Origin of the sequence: Brevundimonas vesicularis (genome assembly GCF_900445985.1) — a bacterium.
GTDB classification, from domain to species: domain Bacteria; phylum Pseudomonadota; class Alphaproteobacteria; order Caulobacterales; family Caulobacteraceae; genus Brevundimonas; species Brevundimonas vesicularis_D.
Genome location: NZ_UAQP01000014.1, coordinates 957,168 through 973,089 on the forward strand (window position 1 = coordinate 957,168; position 15,922 = coordinate 973,089).

At 67.4% G+C, this 15,922-nt stretch carries 19 protein-coding genes; 10 read left to right on the top strand and 9 right to left on the bottom strand.

Features of this window, described 5'->3' with window-relative positions; genetic code table 11:
- Positions 1-136 precede the first annotated feature (136 nt).
- Together DT343_RS13705 and DT343_RS13710 are read left to right on the top strand one after the other, a co-directional pair.
- Positions 137-1,327, top strand: a complete 1,191-nt coding sequence (locus DT343_RS13705; RefSeq protein ID WP_112863300.1) for a divergent polysaccharide deacetylase family protein — start codon at positions 137-139, stop codon at positions 1,325-1,327.
- Positions 1,327-1,803: an RNA pyrophosphohydrolase gene (locus DT343_RS13710; protein ID WP_112863301.1), complete on the top strand. Its 477-nt coding sequence runs from the start codon at positions 1,327-1,329 to the stop codon at positions 1,801-1,803. The genes DT343_RS13705 and DT343_RS13710 overlap by 1 nt, the downstream gene beginning before the upstream one ends.
- A gap of 49 nt (positions 1,804-1,852) precedes the next feature.
- Here the strand turns inward: DT343_RS13710 and DT343_RS13715 are convergent, their stop codons facing one another.
- Positions 1,853-2,332: an Hsp20 family protein gene (locus DT343_RS13715; protein WP_112863821.1), complete on the bottom strand. Its 480-nt coding sequence runs from the start codon at positions 2,330-2,332 to the stop codon at positions 1,853-1,855.
- 271 nt (positions 2,333-2,603) lie between these two features.
- On the opposite strand from DT343_RS13715, the gene DT343_RS13720 reads away from it, so the two are divergent.
- The 3 genes from DT343_RS13720 (at position 2,604) to DT343_RS13730 (ending at position 5,472) form a co-directional block, all read left to right on the top strand.
- Positions 2,604-3,410, top strand: coding sequence for a class I SAM-dependent methyltransferase (locus DT343_RS13720; protein ID WP_220116719.1), 807 nt, complete (start codon positions 2,604-2,606; stop codon positions 3,408-3,410).
- Positions 3,411-3,505: 95 nt separating this feature from the next.
- Positions 3,506-4,426, top strand: a complete 921-nt coding sequence (locus tag DT343_RS13725) for a class I SAM-dependent methyltransferase (protein ID WP_112863303.1) — start codon at positions 3,506-3,508, stop codon at positions 4,424-4,426.
- Complete coding sequence (locus DT343_RS13730; protein ID WP_112863304.1) at positions 4,423-5,472, top strand: alpha/beta fold hydrolase; 1,050 nt, start codon at positions 4,423-4,425, stop codon at positions 5,470-5,472. The genes DT343_RS13725 and DT343_RS13730 overlap by 4 nt, the downstream gene beginning before the upstream one ends.
- On the opposite strand, the gene DT343_RS13735 is transcribed toward DT343_RS13730, so the two are convergent.
- The 4 genes from DT343_RS13735 to DT343_RS13750 all read right to left on the bottom strand — a co-directional run bounded on the left by DT343_RS13735 (position 5,469) and on the right by DT343_RS13750 (position 8,647).
- A complete protein-coding gene (locus DT343_RS13735; protein ID WP_220116720.1) occupies positions 5,469-6,680 on the bottom strand; it encodes a S41 family peptidase in 1,212 nt (403 codons plus the stop codon). The two genes, DT343_RS13730 and DT343_RS13735, sit on opposite strands and share 4 nt — an antisense overlap.
- A 79-nt stretch (positions 6,681-6,759) precedes the next feature.
- Positions 6,760-7,335: a hypothetical protein gene (locus DT343_RS13740; protein WP_112863306.1), complete on the bottom strand. Its 576-nt coding sequence runs from the start codon at positions 7,333-7,335 to the stop codon at positions 6,760-6,762.
- A 75-nt stretch (positions 7,336-7,410) separates the two neighbouring features.
- Positions 7,411-8,196, bottom strand: coding sequence for a histidinol-phosphatase (hisN, locus tag DT343_RS13745; RefSeq protein WP_112863307.1), 786 nt, complete (start codon positions 8,194-8,196; stop codon positions 7,411-7,413).
- 70 nt (positions 8,197-8,266) lie between these two features.
- Complete coding sequence (locus DT343_RS13750; RefSeq protein WP_439897229.1) at positions 8,267-8,647, bottom strand: helix-turn-helix domain-containing protein; 381 nt, start codon at positions 8,645-8,647, stop codon at positions 8,267-8,269.
- A gap of 188 nt (positions 8,648-8,835) precedes the next feature.
- Here DT343_RS13750 and DT343_RS13755 point away from each other — a divergent pair, with 188 nt between their 5' ends.
- Positions 8,836-9,090, top strand: coding sequence for a GlsB/YeaQ/YmgE family stress response membrane protein (locus DT343_RS13755; RefSeq protein ID WP_112863308.1), 255 nt, complete (start codon positions 8,836-8,838; stop codon positions 9,088-9,090).
- Positions 9,091-9,233: 143 nt separating this feature from the next.
- On the opposite strand, the gene DT343_RS13760 is transcribed toward DT343_RS13755, so the two are convergent.
- On the bottom strand, positions 9,234-9,749 hold the full coding sequence (locus DT343_RS13760; protein WP_112863309.1) for a hypothetical protein: 516 nt from the start codon (positions 9,747-9,749) through the stop codon (positions 9,234-9,236).
- A 153-nt stretch (positions 9,750-9,902) separates the two neighbouring features.
- Between DT343_RS13760 and DT343_RS13765 the strand changes: the two genes are divergently transcribed.
- Positions 9,903-11,558: a GNAT family N-acetyltransferase gene (locus DT343_RS13765; RefSeq protein WP_112863310.1), complete on the top strand. Its 1,656-nt coding sequence runs from the start codon at positions 9,903-9,905 to the stop codon at positions 11,556-11,558.
- Here the strand turns inward: DT343_RS13765 and hemW are convergent.
- Both hemW and rdgB read right to left on the bottom strand, forming a co-directional pair.
- Entirely contained in the window at positions 11,555-12,715 is a 1,161-nt protein-coding gene (hemW, locus tag DT343_RS13770; protein WP_112863311.1) for a radical SAM family heme chaperone HemW, read from the bottom strand. The genes DT343_RS13765 and hemW overlap by 4 nt on opposite strands.
- Positions 12,708-13,310, bottom strand: a complete 603-nt coding sequence (gene rdgB / locus DT343_RS13775) for an RdgB/HAM1 family non-canonical purine NTP pyrophosphatase (protein WP_112863312.1) — start codon at positions 13,308-13,310, stop codon at positions 12,708-12,710. The genes hemW and rdgB overlap by 8 nt, the downstream gene beginning before the upstream one ends.
- A 453-nt stretch (positions 13,311-13,763) precedes the next feature.
- Between rdgB and DT343_RS13780 the strand changes: the two genes are divergently transcribed.
- Genes DT343_RS13780 through DT343_RS13790 form a run of 3 tightly spaced genes read left to right on the top strand, consistent with a single transcriptional unit; the run spans position 13,764 to position 15,211 of the window.
- Positions 13,764-14,369, top strand: a complete 606-nt coding sequence (locus DT343_RS13780) for a DUF2975 domain-containing protein (RefSeq protein WP_055754340.1) — start codon at positions 13,764-13,766, stop codon at positions 14,367-14,369.
- Positions 14,370-14,393: 24 nt separating this feature from the next.
- On the top strand, positions 14,394-14,633 hold the full coding sequence (locus DT343_RS13785) for a helix-turn-helix domain-containing protein (protein ID WP_017504942.1): 240 nt from the start codon (positions 14,394-14,396) through the stop codon (positions 14,631-14,633).
- Entirely contained in the window at positions 14,630-15,211 is a 582-nt protein-coding gene (locus DT343_RS13790) for a Smr/MutS family protein (RefSeq protein WP_112863313.1), read from the top strand. The genes DT343_RS13785 and DT343_RS13790 overlap by 4 nt, the downstream gene beginning before the upstream one ends.
- A gap of 66 nt (positions 15,212-15,277) precedes the next feature.
- On the opposite strand, the gene DT343_RS13795 is transcribed toward DT343_RS13790, so the two are convergent.
- The gene (locus tag DT343_RS13795) at positions 15,278-15,919 is read right to left on the bottom strand and encodes a TetR/AcrR family transcriptional regulator (protein WP_112863314.1); all 642 of its coding nucleotides are present in this window, start codon (positions 15,917-15,919) and stop codon (positions 15,278-15,280) included.
- Positions 15,920-15,922: the final 3 nt, after the last annotated feature.

Consider the following 15,922-nt stretch of genomic DNA (forward strand, 5'->3'; position numbering starts at 1 on the left):
CGCGTCAACGCACGATCCGTGACAGCCGCCACCAGAAATCACCGCGTCGATCATGGTGAACCGCCCGTTAGGGTTTCTTAACCGACGGCGCGCGATGATGCGGGCGTAGGATTCCAGATCGGTTCCACTCTTGCCCATGTTCGCCAAACGCCAATCCGCACTCGCCGCCACCGCCGGGACCGCCCCGCGCGCCAAGGACGGCCCGAGCCTGAAACCTGTCGTCGACGCCCTGAAGAAGCCGCCGGTCGCGGCTGGGCTGGCAGGCTTGCTGCTGCTCAGCACCAGCGCCCTATTTTTGACGGTGCTGGGTGATCCCAAGGCGGGAACACCCTCGGCCCATGTCGCGCTGGAACGCGACGCGCCCGCGCCGCAAGCGCCGGCCCCGACGGGTTTCGAAGCCTTCTCCATGGGCGCGATGGGGCTGTATCAGAATCTGGCGGGCGGCGCCGATCCGACCGCGGGCGGCGACGCCGTCATCACCCTGCCGGACGGCGGCAGCGTCTCGGGTCAGGGCGCGCCCATCACGGCGCCGGTCCATGCCGCCTCTCCGTTGGCCAAGGCCCCAATCGCCGGCCTGTCGCAGCCCGGATCCAACGGTCCCCTGCCGATGATCGCGCCCGACGGCCGCGTGCCGGCCCAGGCCTATGCCCGTCCGTTCCGTCCGAACGGCAAGCCGCGCGTGTCTCTGATCGTCGGCGGGCTGGGCCTGAACGCCGTCACCACCCGCGCGGCCATCGAACGCCTGCCGCCGGAGGTTACGCTCAGCTTCGTGCCCTATGCCGACAATCTGCAGGGCTGGATCGACCAGGCGCGCGCGCAGGGCCATGAGGTCATGCTGGAAATGCCGATGGAGCCGACCGGCTATCCCGACAACGACCCCGGCCCCTATACGCTGCTGGCCGACGGCGGCGCCGACGACGTGACCGCCAAGATGGACTGGCTGCTGAGCCGCGCCACCGGCTATTTCGGCGTAACCAACTATCTGGGCGACCGGTTCGCCGGCTCGGACACCGGCATGAACGCCTTCCTAAGCGTCCTGCGGCAGCGCGGCGTCGCCTTCCTTGACGACGGCTCGTTCCAGCGTCGGCCGGGCGCCTGGGCGCGAGCCAGCGCGGATCGCGTCATCGACCGGACCCAGTCGCCTGCCGCCATCGTCGCGGCCCTGAATGGTCTGGAAGCCCAGGCCAAGCTGCGCGGTTCGGCCTTGGGGGCCGGCTTCAGCTATCCGGTGACGGTCGAGGCCGCCGCCCGCTGGACCACCGGTCTGGAACAGCGCGGCCTGCAACTGGCGCCGGCCTCGTCCATGTCGATGCGGCCGGGGCGCTAGTGTCCGATCTCGACGCCTATCGGCCCAATGTCGGGGTCGTGCTGTTCAATCGCGAGGGCTTGGTCTGGTACGGCCAGCGGCACGCCACGCCCGGCCCGCATAACTGGCAGTTCCCGCAAGGCGGCGTCGATGCGGGCGAGGATCTGGAAGCCGCCGCCCGCCGCGAACTGCATGAGGAAACCGGCGTCACCTCGACCGAACTGCTGGCGCGGACGGACGACTGGATCCTGTACGATTTCCCGCCCGAAGCCATGAACAACGCCAAGGCCTGGCGCGGTTTCAAGGGTCAGAAGCAGCAGTGGTTCGCCTTCCGCTTCACCGGCGACGAAGCCGAGATCGATCTGGCGGCCGACGACGAGGTCGAGTTCGACGCCTGGCGCTGGGGGCCGCTGTCGGACGCCTGCGACTTGATCGTGCCGTTCAAACGCCCGGCCTATGAACAGGTCGTGGCCGCCTTCTCGCACTTGGCGGCATAGGAAAAGGGCGGCGCGAACGCCGCCCTTTCAGAGTTCGCCTTGAAACGGCTTAGGCCGCTTCAGCCTTCTTCTCGGACTGGCCTTCGATCAGCGGCTGGCCGGCGCCGATTTCGATACGACGGGGCTTCAGCGCCTCGGGCAGTTCACGCTTCAGCGAGATCGACAGCAGACCGTTGACCAGATTGGCGTCGTTGACGACGACATAGTCGGCCAGCTGGAAGCGGCGCTCGAAATCGCGCTCGGCCAGACCGCGATGCAGATAGGTCTTCTGCGTCGCCGTATCGTCGTTGGCGGTCTTGCGGCCGGTCACGGTGAGCAGGTTTTCCTTCACCTCGATGTTCAGCTCGTCGGGGCTGAAGCCGGCGACGGCGATCTCGATGCGATAGGCGTTCTCGCCCGTGGTCTCGATGTTGTAGGGGGGATAACCCGTGTCCTGGCTGGTCGCGCGCGAGGCGTTTTCCAGCAGATTGGCCAGACGGTCGAAGCCGACGGCCGAACGGTACAGCGGGGTGAAATCATAGGTACGCATCAGCATCCTCCTGAGGATCAGCAAGGTTGAGCCGCCCGGCGTTTTGGCCCGGACGGTAGGAGATCAGATCAACGACCCGAAACCGGCGCCGTCAGTCTGGAGAACCCGAAATCGGCGTCCTCGGAAGCAAAGATGGGAGCCGGCGAAACGGCGTCAAGGGCGCCGCCTGCACGATTTTGCTTGCGTCAAATCCGCCTGTGTCTCGCGAAGTTCATTTGCGCGGGCGGCCCGGCTGCCTATGGAGAACGACCTGAACCTGGAGCCCTCGATCATGCGCCCTGCCGTCTGCGGCCTCGTCGCCGTCCTGCTGTCCGCCGCCCCCGCCCTGGCCCAACAGTCGCCCCAGACCCAGGGCGCGTGGACGCCGCCGCGTTCGGCCCTGTCCAGCGCCATGCCGACCTTCTCCGACGACACGGCCTTGCAGACCGCCATCGCCGCCGAGACCCGGCCCGCCGCCGACCGGGCGCGCGACGTCTATCGTCATCCGTATGAATCCCTGACGTTTTGGGGCCTGACGCCGGGCATGACGGTGGTGGAGATCGAGCCGGGCGGCGCCAGCTGGTGGCGGCACATTCTGGAGCCCTATGCGGCGGCGACCGGCGGGCGTTATGTGCCGGTCAATCGCCCGCTGGAAAGCATGGGCGTGGCGGACGGAACCGCCGACTTCATCCTGGTGGCCCGCGCTTTCCACAACTGGTCGCGCGACGGCCGGACCCAGCCGTATCTGCAGGCCTTTTTCAAGGCCCTGAAGCCCGGCGGCGTGCTGGCCGTCGAACAGCACCGCAGCGCCGAGGGTCTGAATGTCGCTGACGTCGCCTCCACCGGCTATGTGCCTGAAAGCTATGTGATCCATGAGGCTCGGAACGCCGGCTTCGTGCTGGAGGCGCGCAGCGAGCTGAACGCCAATCCCAAGGACGACCACGATCACCCGTTCGGGGTCTGGACCCTGCCGCCGATCCGCCAGTCGGCTGCGCGCAACGACCCGTCCGGCCGCACCCTGACGCCCGAGGAACGCGCCGCCTTCGACGCCATCGGCGAGAGCGATCGGATGACCCTGCGTTTCCGCAAGCCCGAATAGGCTGTCTTGCGTTTTGACCGGACCTGCGAACCCGATTAAGCCCAAGGCGTCAGGGTGCGTCGGACGCGGGTCCCGGCGTCCTGCGGAGGTTTTGAATGGCTGATCGTCTGACGAACGCGAGCGGATTGTCGCGTCGGTTTCTGCTGAGCGGCGCTGCGGCGCTGGGGCTGACCGGCGTGGCGGCTTGCGGGCGCAAGGACGAGGCCGCAAAGGCGCCCGCCGCGCCGCCCACGCCGGCCGGGCCGCCGGAAGGCTCGCTGGAATGGGCGGTCGAGGGATCGTGGCGCTCGGCCCAGGACAAGGCGCGTGACGCCTTCCGTCACCCGATGGAGACGCTGCGGTTCTTCGGCCTGCAGCCTAAGATGACGGTGGTCGAGTTCTGGCCCGGCAGCGGCTGGTACACCGAAATCCTGGCCCCCTATCTGGCCAAGGGGGCGGGGACTTATGTCGCCGCCCTGTTCCCCGAGGGACCGACCGCCGATCCGGCGCAGGCCGTGCTGAACACCGCCTTCCGCACGCGATTTTCCAGCGACAAGAAGCTTTATGGAGAACCGCAGTTTGCGGTCTTCGGCGCGGGGTCCGGTCCGGTGATCGCGGCGGGTACGGCCGAGATGTGCCTGTTCATGCGGACCCTGCATGGCTGGATGGCGGCGGGCATTGCGGAAAAGGCTTTCGCCGACGCCTTCGCCGCCCTTCGCCCGGGCGGCATCCTGGGCGTCGAGCAACATCGACTGTCCCCCGCAGAGGATCAGGATCCGGTCGCGGCCAACGGCTATGTGCAGGAAGCCTTCGTGCGCCAGTTGGCGGCCGAGGCGGGCTTCGTCTTCGTCGAGGCGTCCGAGATCAACGCCAATCCGGAAGACACCAAGGACCACCCGTTCGGCGTCGACACCCTGGCGCCCACGCGCCTGACGGCCCCGCGCGGCGAACCGGCGGACCCCGCCTTCGACCGCTCCAAATATGACGCGATCGGCGAGAGCGATCGCATGACCTTGAAGTTCAGGAAGCCCGAGTGAACCGCGCCCAAGCCTTCGCCGCCAACGCCCCGCTGATGGGGGTGCCCGGCGCCGCCCCGCCGCCCGGCGGAAAGGGCGACTGGTTTCGCGGCGCGGGCGGAATGCGCCTGCGCGCCGGGCTGTGGAAGCCGTCTCATCTCGCTGCGGACAAGGTGCGCGGCACCGTCGTGCTCAGCCCCGGCCGCACCGAGCCGATCGAGAAATACTATGAGGTGATCGGCAACTTCCTGGCGCGCGGCTGGTGCGTGCTGACCCACGACTGGCGCGGCCAAGGGCTGTCGGCCCGCCTGCTGCCCGACCGGCTGAAGGGTCACGCCCGTGCGGTCGAGGAGTTTCTGGACGACTACAACCGCCTGCTGAACGCCTATGAGGACCAGTGCCCCAAGCCGTGGATCATGGTCGGTCACTCGATGGGCGCGTGCCTGAACCTGTTGTCGCTGGAAAGCGGCGAGGACCGGTTCGCCGGCGCGGTCCTGTCCAGCCCCATGCTGCGCATCAAGACCGGCAAACGGTCGATGTGGTCGGTCAAGCTGGTGGTGCGCTGGAACATCCGCCACGGCCAGGCCGGGGACTATATCCTGGGCGACCCCGACGATCCGTTCGACCACAACTTCGCCGAGGACGCTCTGACCTCGGACGAGACCCGCTATGAGATGTGGCGTCAGCAGCTGTACGCCTGCCCGCATTTGGCCATCGGCGGTCCGACCTATGGCTGGCTGGCCTTTGCGCTGGACGCCGGCGAGCGCGCGCTGAAGCCCAAGGCCCTGAAGGCGGTCAAGGCGCCGGTCGTGATCGTCCAGGCCAGCGCCGACGACGTGGTGTGGAAACAGACCAACCAATGGGCCGCCAAACGCGTCCCGCGCGGCCGCTACGTCGAGGTCGCCGGCGCCAAGCACGAGGTCATCATGGAGGCCGACGACCTGCGCGCGGTCTTCCTGAACGAATTCGACGCCATGGCCGATCTGGTCGCGCCTGCGGCCGACGCGGTCACGGACCCGGCGGCGAGGACGGCGGACGGGACGGCGGAGATGTCGTCGGTCGGCTAGGCGGCTGTCGCGGCGGCCAGAACGCGACGCCCTGCCGCCAGAATGTCCTCGCCTTCAGGCACGGACACGTCCGGCTGCATCAACCAGCGCGGCTGGCCTTTCACGTCATAGACGGGTTCGGCGGAATACTGGGCTTTGACGCCGGTGCGGTCGAGGGTGATGGGGAAGACCGCCGCGCCCAGCCCCATCATGGGCGTGCCGACGACCGTGGCACGACCCAGCCCCCGCATGCCCATGGGAAAACCCTCGGCCATGCTGCCGCTCCAGTGGTTCGTCAGGACGACGACCGGGCGGGCGTAGGTAAATGGCCCGCGCGGCTCGACCGTCTCGGTCCAAAAGTCGCCGAGGCCTCGCCCCTGCCGCCGCCGCATCAGGGCGTAGGGTTTCGTTTCGTTGATGAACCGGCCCATGATCGGGCGCGCGATGGCGGTATCGCCCCCTCCGTTGTCACGCACGTCGATGATGAGGCCTGGCGCGTCGCGGAACTCGGCCAGGGCCTGATCAAAGCTTTCGGTCACCGCGTCGTCGGCAAAGCTGCGAATGGCGACATAGCCGACGCCGTCGTCCAGCCGGCGCCATTCGACGTTCGGCTTGGGCGCAGACTGGCGGATCGGAAGCAGCAGGTCGCGCGGCGCGGCTGATCCGGTCGCCACCTGATAGCGACGCGGCTGACCGCGACGGCCGGCGATGGCGCTGTTCAAGGCATAGGCCTGAGCCGCCTGATCCGGCCGGCTCAGGCATTTCGGCAGCAGATCGTGGGCCACCGCCGCGACCGGGCGTCCATCCACGGTCAGGATCACGTCGCCGAGACGAAGGCCGACCTCAGACGCCACGCTGTCCTCGTCTATGGCGGTCACCACGGCCTGTCCGTTGCGCCAATCGGCGATCAGATCCGAAATCGGCAATCTTGGAGAGCCGGCGGGCGGGTTCGCCAGCGAGGTATGGGGATCGTAGAGCTCGGCCAGGGCGCGGCGCAGAACCTCGGCGAAGGCGTCGTCGGACTCCGCCGATCGCGCCGTGGGGCGATACAAGGCCCGGACGTGATCCCAATCGGTGCGTTTGTCGGAAAAGAAGCAGTAGCGATCCCGCAGGGTCTCCCACAACTCATCGAAATCGTTCAGGAAAGTGACGTCGTGATCGGGTTCGGCCGCCCACGCTGCGCTGCCGATCGCAGGTGTCACCGCAGCCCCCAGCGCGGCCTTCAACATGAGGCGCCGATCCATCTTCGTCCCGCTCCGTAAGCAATCGTCTCGCTATTTGTGGACCGCAGGCGCGGGATTGAACCAGTTAAACTCCTGTAAGCCCCTCGGCGCGCCAGCGTCGGTCGATCGTCTGGGTGACGCCGCATAGCTGCAGGAAGGCGACGGCGACGCCGGGTCCGGTCTCGGCCTTCACCAGAAGGGGAAGAACGATCCACGCGCGCGGGAAGCGCATGACCATCACGTCGTCGCTGGCGCGCAGGTGCGGGCAGTATTTCATCGAACGGTCAACGCAGCGGCGGTGCAGGGGCGCGATCGAGCCGGCGTCGATCATGACCCGGTCGTCGGCGATGTCGGCGCGAACCTGACCGCCGCGCGCCCTGAGCTGACCGGCGCATCGTCGCGCGGCGATCTGGGTCCAGCGATCGCTCTCCTGGGTCGGCTCGCCGCACATCGGGCACAGCATGCGCGCGATCGTGAGGCGCTGTCGGACCAGATGGTTTTTCGAATATTGCGGCTTGCCGGCGCCGGGCGCGCTGGCCTGCATCAGGGCGAGACGGCCGCCGACGGTTCGGCATGGTGCGGCGCCCGTAATCTCTTCTCCGGTCCAGCTCGTGACCCAGGGCACGTCGACGCCGACAACCAGTTTGGACTGCCCAGCCATCGAAATCCGTCCCCTCAACCGTCCGCACACTGACGCCGTCTCTCGACCTGCGTCAATATGCGCCAGCTCGTAGGTTCAGGCGGCCGCGCGTTTCAGCGTCACCAGCGCCTGGTCGATCAGGCGCGCGTCGCCGACGGCCAGGACCTGGCCCCTGTCGTCCGGCGCTGCGCCGCGCCAGTTGACGACCTTGCCGCCCGCCGCCTCGATGACAGGCACGAGGGCGGACCAGTCCCAGGGCTTCAGGCTGGTCTCGGCGACCAGATCCATCTTGCCCGCCGCCACCATGGCGTAGGCGTAGGCGTCGCAGCCCAGGCGCGCCAGGCGAGCGGTCGCACGCACCTGGGTCCAGGCGCCCAGTTCCGCGCCGTTGAAAATGTCGGGGTCTGTCGTCGAGATGACGGCGTCGGTCAGCTTCTCGCAAGACCGCACGGCCAGCGGCGTCTCGACATCGCCGCGCAACAGGCGCGCGCCGGACGGGCCGCCGATGTAGATTTCGTCCAGATAGGGCTGGGCGATGACGCCGACGGTCGGCTTGCCGGCCGTGCGAAGGGCGATCAGCGTGGTCCACAGCGGCAGGCCTGAAATGAAGGCGCGGGTGCCGTCGATGGGATCCAGCACCCAGACGTGCTCGGCGTCCGGCCGATCTTCGCCATACTCCTCGCCGATGACGCCATGGTCAGGATAGCGGGCGGCGATCAGGCGGCGGATGGCGGCCTCGGCCTGTTTGTCGGCTTCAGTGACGGGATCGAAGCCGGCCGCGCCGCCCTTGTCCTCATGCCCGAGGTCCGAGCGGAAGAAGGGCAGGGTCACGCGCGCAGCTTCACGCGCCAGTTCGATGGCGAAGGCTTCGTATTCGGTCATGGCGCTCCCTTACCGCGCTTTCGCCGGCATGGGCGCCCCATGAGACGTGCAGATCGGGGAGACGCGCCGATCAGGCGGCGGCCGCGTCGCCCGCATGCAGGGACTTGGCCAGATCCAGCAAACGCCGTCGAGGCCGTTCGTCCAGCAGATAGTAGGCCTGGATCAGATCTAGCGTTTCCTTGCGCGAAAAGACTTCGCCGCCCTTGGGCGACGGTGCGTCGGTCTCCATCGCCTCGGCCAGGCCATCGTAGAAATAGGCGACGGGCGTTTCCAGCGCCTCGGCCAACTGCCACAGGCGCGCGGCGGAGATGCGGTTGGCGCCGCATTCGTACTTCTGAATCTGCTGAAAGCGGATGCCGACCTGAACGGCCAACTGCTGCTGGGTCAGGCCCAGCAGGCGGCGACGGCGGCGCAGGCGGCGGCCGAGATGAAGGTCGATGTCGTCGGCCATGACGGTGATCCTCGTCTCAACGTCTGTCCCGATGCGGGACGACACGCGTCGACCACGGCAATCGCCGTGCCGGATCGCGCCTGACGCGAATTCGGCCTTATTGCGGCGAGGTTGGAGCCATGACGCAACCGTATGGCCCGAGCCGCATTTACTGCAACAGCTTGGCTTTTAAAGGAAGGAACCACAGCATGGGTCTCGGAATCATTGGTTGGCTCGTCATCGGCATCGTCGCCGGCTGGCTGGCTGAAAAGGTCATGGGTCGCAATCACGGCCTGCTGACGAACCTGATCGTCGGCGTCATCGGCGCTCTGATCGGCGGCTTCATCGCTGCGAACGTCTTCGGTACGCCGGTTGGCGGTTTCAACTTCGTCACCCTGATCGTGGCGTTCTTGGGCGCCTGCCTGCTGCTGTTCCTGTTGGGGCTGGTCAAGCGTCGCGCTTGATCCGACAGTAGGTCGATAAGGAAAAGGGCGGCTCTCGCGAGCCGCCCTTTTTGCTGCGTCATTGTCGGGGCTGGATCGCGGGCAGACGAAAGGGCGGCCGGGAAACCCGACCGCCCTTGATCATCCAGCCTTGGAAGACTGTCTTATTGCGGCTCGGTCGGAGCTGGCGTGGCGCTGTCCGGGGCGAGAGCAGCCGGTTCCGTCGTAGCGGGTTCCGCAGTGGTGGGGTCCGTGGGCTCGGCGGCGGGCTCAGCCGTCGGTTCGGCCATCGGATCAGAAGCCGGGGCGGGAGTTGCCGCCGGAGCCGCCGGGGCGCCGGCGATCGGAGCGGCGGCGTCGAACTCGGCCTTGGTGTAGGCCACCACGACGCCGGTTCCTTCCTGACGGATGCCGCTCAGCGGCACGGCGCGAAGTTGGCCGTCGGCGCCGCGAACGGTAAGCTCCTGCTTGCCTTCGGCGTTGTTCTGAACGCCTTCCAGCTTGCCCAGCTCACCATCAGGACCGGAAACGCTCGATCCGGGGTTCAGCGACAGCGATTGCTGCGAGGACGCGGCGGCAGCAGGCGCGGCGGCGGGAGCGGGCGTGGTTTCTTGCGCCAGAGCCGGCGCGGCGGTCATGAAGGCGGCGGCGCCAGCCAGAAGAGCGGTCTTGATATTCATGGGTCATCCCCAGTTGCACGGGCCCGACGCCCGCACCCCTATATACTCTCTATGTTACGGATTGTTTCGTGTGCCCTGAAATGACCTTGGCAGCGCCCCGGATGGACGATTCTTGGTCTATGTTCGGGCGATCCGCGATTCGAGAGGCCACGTTTGTCCAGCCGCCCCCGGCACACACCCGGTCTGATCCGCCGACTGGCGGGACTGGCCTTCGAGCTGACGCCCCAGATCTTTGCGGTGCTGGCCTTTGGCGCAGGGGCGCTGATGCTGGCCTCTGCGGTGACGCCCGAGTTCGACGGTCGACTGCGTCAGCTGACCGGCGTGGTGTCCCCTATCCTGATCGACCTGTCGCACTTCGTCGGCAGCATCGCCGGATTTCTGCTTCTGCTCTTGTCGGCCGGTCTGTGGCGGCGCCGGCGCGGCGCCTATTGGGCCGCCCTGCTGGTCCTGGCGGCCGGGGCGGTGTTCTCGGTGTTGAAAGGGCTGGATTGGCAGCAGGCGACGGATTTGCTGGTCGTGGCCGCGCTGCTGGCGCCGTGCCGCACGGCTTTCAACCGGCGCTCGCGGCTCAGCGAGCCGCTGCGGCCCAGCTGGCTGTTGCTGCTGACGGCGGTCGTGGCGGCCATGCTGTGGCTGGGCTTCTTCGCGTATCGCGACGTGGCCTATAATGACGAGCTGTGGTGGCGCTTCCTCAGCGATCGTCAGGCGTCGGGTTTCCTGCGGGCCGGGCTGGTTCTGGCGATCCTGACGCTGGTGGTGGCCGGGCGCTCGTTGCTCAGCTCGCCGGGTGCCCACAGTCACGGCCCGGCCAGCAAGGCTGACATCGATCGCGCGCTCCAGGCGTTGCAGGCGGCGAATATGGCGACACCAGAGGCCTGGCTGGCCATGTTGGGCGACAAGGCGCTGATGTTCAGCCCATCGGGTTCCAGCTTCCTGGCCTATCGCGTGCGAGGCCGGCGCTGGATCGCCATGGGCGAACCGGCAGGGCTCAAGAGCGAGCGGCTGGAGCTGCTGTGGTCCTTCACCGAAATGGCCGACAGCTATGGCGGGGCGGCGGTCTTCTATTCGGTCAGCGAAGAGGTGCTGGGTGATCTGGCGACCATGGGGCTGGCGGTGCGCAAGGTCGGCGAGACGGCCGTGATCGACGCCCACCGGTTTTCGTTGGAGGGCAAGGGCAAGCAGAACCTACGCACGGCCATCAATCGCGCCGAGCGTGAAGGCTCCGCGTTCGAGGTTTTGCCGCCCGGTTCGGCCGCAGCGCTCGCAGACGAACTGCGCGAGATTTCGGACGCTTGGCTCGCCATGCACGAGGGCTCGGAGAAATCCTTCTCCTTGGGGCGCTTCGACGTCGACTATCTGGACCTGACGCCGCTGGCGGTGGTCAAGGAGGGCGGCCGCATCGTCGCCTTCGCCAACCTTCTGACCTCGCCGGACGAGGCGGCGGTGGATCTGATGCGCCATCGGCCGGACGCGCCGCATGGGGTGATGGACTATCTGTTCATCCGCTGCGCCCAGTGGGCCAAGGCCGAGGGCTTGGCCAGCTTCGATCTGGGCATGGCGCCGCTGGCCGGGCTGGAGGATCGACGGATCGCGCCGGTCTTCGCCCGCGTCGGAGCGTTGGTGTTCGAAGAGGGCGGGGCGCTCTACGGCTTCCAGGGTTTGCGCAGCTACAAGGCCAAGTTCGGCCCGGACTGGCGTTCGCGCTTCATCGCCGCGCCGGTTTCCACCCCCCTGCCAATGGCCCTCCTGGATGTCGCTCTGCTGACGAGCGGCGGCTGGCTGGGGATGCTGGGGCTGAAGAAGGCCTAGGTCAGCAGCGCCTTGAGCACGCCGTCCAGCACCGGGCGGCCGCGTTCGGTGGCGATCAGTCGGTCGGCCTTCAGCATCAGGAATCTGTCGGCGATCAGGTCCGCGACCGGCGCGCCTTCAGGCGACAGGCCGAGCGCCGACAGCAGGGTCGCAGGCGCGCCTTCGGTGGTGCGCAGGGCCAGCAGCAGGCGTTCTTCGGCGGCGTCGACTGGGGTCTGGGCGTCGCGCTCGGACCAGGGCGTGAGGCCCGAGACGCCCGCCACATAATCGGCGATGCGGCGGTGGGCGACGGTCGCGGTCCTGACGCCGTCCAGCGTCAGCCGGCCATGGGCGCCGGGGCCAAGTCCCAGATAGTCGCCGCCGCGCCAGACATGCAGATTGTGCGACGACCGGGCGGCGGGACCGCGCGCGTGGTTGGACACCTCATAGGCTTCGAAGCCGGCGGCCGAGAGGACATCCTGGGTGGTTTCGTAGAGGGAGGCGGCCCGGTCCTCGTCCGGCGGAGTCAGGGTTCCGCGTGCGAAGGCCCGACCAAAGGCGGTCGTCGGCTCTATGGTCAGCTGATAGGGCGAGACGTGTTCGAACCCGAGCGTCAGCGCCGCCGTCAGTTCGGCGGCCCAGGCCTGCGGCGTCTGGTCCGGGCGGGCGTAGATCAGGTCGATGGACAGACGGTCGAAGACGCGGCGGGCCAGATCGACCGCGCGCAGGGCCTCGGCCGCCGAATGGTCGCGACCCAGAAAACGCAGGGCGGCGTCGTCCAGCGCCTGAACCCCCATCGACAGGCGGTTGATCCCGGCGTCGGCCAGGGCGGAGAACCGGCCGGCCTCGGCGTCCGTGGGATTGGCCTCCAGCGTGATCTCGATGTCGCCGGCGGGCGTGAACAGGTCGCGGGCCGCCGCCAAGATGCGCGCGATGGCGTCGGGCGCCATCAGCGACGGCGTGCCGCCGCCGAAGAAGATTGAGGCCAGGCGTCGCGGACCTGTCAGATCTCTCTGGGCGCGCAGATCGGCCAGGATTGCCTCGACCAGCCCGGCCTGTTCCTTGGTGCGCCCGCGATCACGCACGACGTTGAAGTCACAGTAGGGGCAGATGCGCGCGCAATAGGGCCAGTGGACGTAGAGGCCGACGTCCGATCCCGGATCAAGCGGATCAGTCAATCAGGGCGGCCGTCAGCTTGGCGAAGGCGACGGTGCGGTGGCTGATGGCGTCCTTGGCCGCCGGTTCCATCTCGCCGAAGGTCCGGTCGCCGCCGTTCGGAATGAAGAGCGGGTCGTAGCCGAATCCCCGATCGCCGCGTGGGGGGAAGGTCAGCTGGCCGTGGACCTCGCCCTGGACCACCACACAGGGGCCGTCCGGCCAGGCGACCGCCAGGGCCGAGGTGAACCAGGCGGTGCGGTCCGTCGCGCCGATCTCTTCCAGCCGCTCTTCGACCTTCTTCATGGCGACGGCGAAATCCTTGCCCGGCCCGGCCCAGCGCGCAGAGAAGATGCCCGGCGCGCCATCCAGCGCCGCGACCGACAGGCCGGAATCGTCGGCCAGCGAAACCTCGCCCGACAGCTCCGCCGCGTGACGCGCCTTCAGCATGGCGTTGCCGGTGAAGGTGCTCTCCGTCTCGTCGGGTTCGGGCAGGTTCAGCTGGCCGGCGGTGACGAGTTCGTAATTTCCGCCGAGCAGCGCCGAGATTTCGGGAACCTTGCCGCCGTTGTGCGTCGCCACGACGATCCGCATCCCTTTGATAAGCTTGAGATTCATCGTCGATCACACTCCTGAAACAGTCTATTGCCAAAGTTTAATATCGTTAAACGATATGTAACGTGCCTTTTTCGCCCGCACGGCCTATCTATTGATCGTCAGGAACGAGGTCGCAGCGTTCAGGACTTCCGGAAAACCGGGAACGATCATGCGGCTAACAAATCCAAACGGCGATAATCGCCCAAATACGAAAGACGGAGAACCACAATGCATACGATGAACACCTCGATGTGGCTCGACAAGGTCGGCGCTGCTTTTGTCAGCACCGTTCTGATCGCCGCCCTGCCCACCGCCCTGGTCGTCACCCTGTTCCAAGCCCTTTGATCCCTCTCTTTTCGATCACTGGAGCTTTGACGACCTGCATGAAGACCGCGATGTATAGAGCCGCGCGCGGGTTCGCCGGACCCCGCGTGGCCATCGCCCCGCCTTCCCCGGCTTGAGATCAAAAAGACCATGCGCCTGCCCCTGCCGCCAAATCCGCTGAAGCGAGGCGAGGCAAGCGTTCCGAACTGGCTGGGCGCGCCGATCAAGGCGCTAGGCCCAGGTTCGGTGTCCAGCGTGTTGAAGGTGGTTCTGGACGTCGCCTATATCCTTCTCTGGTTGATCACCGGCATTCTGCTGCTGCTGGTCATCGCCGCGATCTTCATTCCCCTGGACAATGTCAACATCACCGTCAGCGGGGATTCCGGCGGCAAGCAACTGCCGCTGACGCGCACCCTGCTGCTGTTCGGTTTGGGCGCCGCGACCGCCTACTTCGGCGGGTTCATGCTGATCCTGCGCAGCCTGCGCCGCATCATCCGCACCCTGACCATGGGCGACCCCTTCCAGCCCGATAACGTGCGCCGTCTGCGCCAGATCGGCCTGACCCTGGCGGTCGTGACCGGCGGCGTCTGGGTGGCCCAAGGCTTCGTCGCCAAGCGTCTGGCGCCCGGCGTGATGGACCCGCAGGGCTTCGGCGAACTGCTGACCCCCATCTTTTCCGTGCTCATCGTCTTCGTGCTGGCGGAGGTGTTCCGCGAGGGCGCGCGCCTGCGTCGCGAATCCGAACTGACGATCTGAGCCGTTTCGAAGTAGGATTTCCGCATGGCCATCCGCGTCCAGCTCGACCGCGTCCTCGTGGAACGCCGCATGTCGTTGACCGAACTCGCCGACCGGGTCGGGGTGACGGTGGCGAACCTGTCGATCCTGAAGACGGGCAAGGCCCGCGCGGTTCGGTTCTCCACCCTGGACGCCCTGTGCCGCGAGCTGGACTGCCAGCCCGGTGACTTGCTGGCGCATGAGCCCGGCCCAGGCGACACCATCGAGGACGACGGCGAGGCATGAGGCGAAAGGGCTCGAGCCGTGATGAGAACGGACTGACGCCCGAAGACCGTCGCATCTGGACCCGCGTGGCCGGATCGGTCGTGACGCCGAGGACGCGCAAGGCAGTCCGCGTCACGCCCGGCGCCGAAACGCCTCCCGAGATCGTGGTGACGCCGATCGAACGCCCGCGCCCCCTGATCAAGGCGTCTCCCAAACGCACCGCTGTCGCGCCGCCGGCGGAAAAGCGACCTTCGCCGAACAAACCCAAGCCCGCGCCCGAGGATCTGGAGCCGCGCCGCAAGCAGCGGCTGTCGCGCGAACGCGACCCCATTGAGGCGCGCATCGACCTGCATGGCTTCGGCCGGTTCGAGGCTGAGGATCAGCTTCGAGGATTCCTGATATCCTGCCAGGCGCGTGGAATGCGTGCGGTGCTGGTCATCACCGGCCAGGGGCGGATGGGCGGCGGGGTGATCCGCTCGGCCTTTGCCGAATGGATGCATTCGCCCGCACTGCGCGGCGTGGTGTCGGGCTTCACCATCGCCCACCAGAAGCATGGCGGAAACGGCGCCTTCTACGTCACCCTGAAACGCCGAACCTGACGCTCACGAAAAAGGCCGGGCCCGCGCTGGCGGACCCGGCCTTTCGAAAAGCGTCTTTGCTCTGGCCTATTTGGCGGCGATGGCGCCGGCCAGGATCACGTCGATCTGCTTGCCCATATGGTCGGACAAAGCCTGCGCGTCCCATTCGTCATAGGCGGCGCGGCGATAGTTCGACAGATAGGCGTCCCAGATCAGCTCGACCAGCAGACGGCTGTCGGCGTCCTTGGACAGCTCGCCCTTGGCCACCGCATCCTGAAGGATGTTGCTGATGGCGAGCAGCAGGTTCTTGGTCGCGGCGCGGGCGCGCATTTCGGCGGCCAGGGGCTGGAACCACGAGCGCGCCACGATGGCCTGGAACAGCGGCAGTTGGTCCAGCGACGAGTGGTACCCGGCGCTCAGCGCGCTGACGAGGCGCTGGCGGACGGGTTCGCCTTCGAGCGCCGCGGCCTCGACCACCTCGGCCAGACGCGTCATGTCCTCGGTCAGGACCGCTTCGAACAGTTCGGCCTTGTCCTGGAAGTTGGCGAAGACGGCGCCGGTGGACATGCCCGCGCCCTTGGCGATGTCGCGGATCGTGGCCGGCTCATAGCCGCGCTCGGCGAAGAGCGAGCGGGCGGCGTCCAGAACCTTTTGTCGCGTGCGGATTTTGGCGGCCTGGCGGCGGTTCAAGCGGGGCTCGACAGCGAGGGAGGCGACGGTATCTGTCATATA

Bases quoted from the DNA above. Each gene is read 5' to 3' on its own strand.
- DT343_RS13780 (WP_055754340.1), top strand. From the start codon at position 13,764: ATGCGCCTGCCCCTGCCGCCAAATCCGCTGAAGCGAGGCGAGGCAAGC.
- rdgB (WP_112863312.1), bottom strand. From the start codon at position 13,310: ATGAATCTCAAGCTTATCAAAGGGATGCGGATCGTCGTGGCGACGCAC.
- DT343_RS13795 (WP_112863314.1), bottom strand. From the start codon at position 15,919: ATGACAGATACCGTCGCCTCCCTCGCTGTCGAGCCCCGCTTGAACCGC.
- DT343_RS13725 (WP_112863303.1), top strand. From the start codon at position 3,506: ATGGCTGATCGTCTGACGAACGCGAGCGGATTGTCGCGTCGGTTTCTG.
- DT343_RS13715 (WP_112863821.1), bottom strand. From the start codon at position 2,332: ATGCGTACCTATGATTTCACCCCGCTGTACCGTTCGGCCGTCGGCTTC.
- DT343_RS13735 (WP_220116720.1), bottom strand. From the start codon at position 6,680: ATGTTGAAGGCCGCGCTGGGGGCTGCGGTGACACCTGCGATCGGCAGC.
- DT343_RS13755 (WP_112863308.1), top strand. From the start codon at position 8,836: ATGGGTCTCGGAATCATTGGTTGGCTCGTCATCGGCATCGTCGCCGGC.
- DT343_RS13785 (WP_017504942.1), top strand. From the start codon at position 14,394: ATGGCCATCCGCGTCCAGCTCGACCGCGTCCTCGTGGAACGCCGCATG.
- DT343_RS13740 (WP_112863306.1), bottom strand. From the start codon at position 7,335: ATGGCTGGGCAGTCCAAACTGGTTGTCGGCGTCGACGTGCCCTGGGTC.
- DT343_RS13705 (WP_112863300.1), top strand. From the start codon at position 137: ATGTTCGCCAAACGCCAATCCGCACTCGCCGCCACCGCCGGGACCGCC.
- hisN (WP_112863307.1), bottom strand. From the start codon at position 8,196: ATGACCGAATACGAAGCCTTCGCCATCGAACTGGCGCGTGAAGCTGCG.
- DT343_RS13790 (WP_112863313.1), top strand. From the start codon at position 14,630: ATGAGGCGAAAGGGCTCGAGCCGTGATGAGAACGGACTGACGCCCGAA.
- DT343_RS13760 (WP_112863309.1), bottom strand. From the start codon at position 9,749: ATGAATATCAAGACCGCTCTTCTGGCTGGCGCCGCCGCCTTCATGACC.
- DT343_RS13750 (WP_439897229.1), bottom strand. From the start codon at position 8,647: ATGGCCGACGACATCGACCTTCATCTCGGCCGCCGCCTGCGCCGCCGT.
- DT343_RS13720 (WP_220116719.1), top strand. From the start codon at position 2,604: ATGCGCCCTGCCGTCTGCGGCCTCGTCGCCGTCCTGCTGTCCGCCGCC.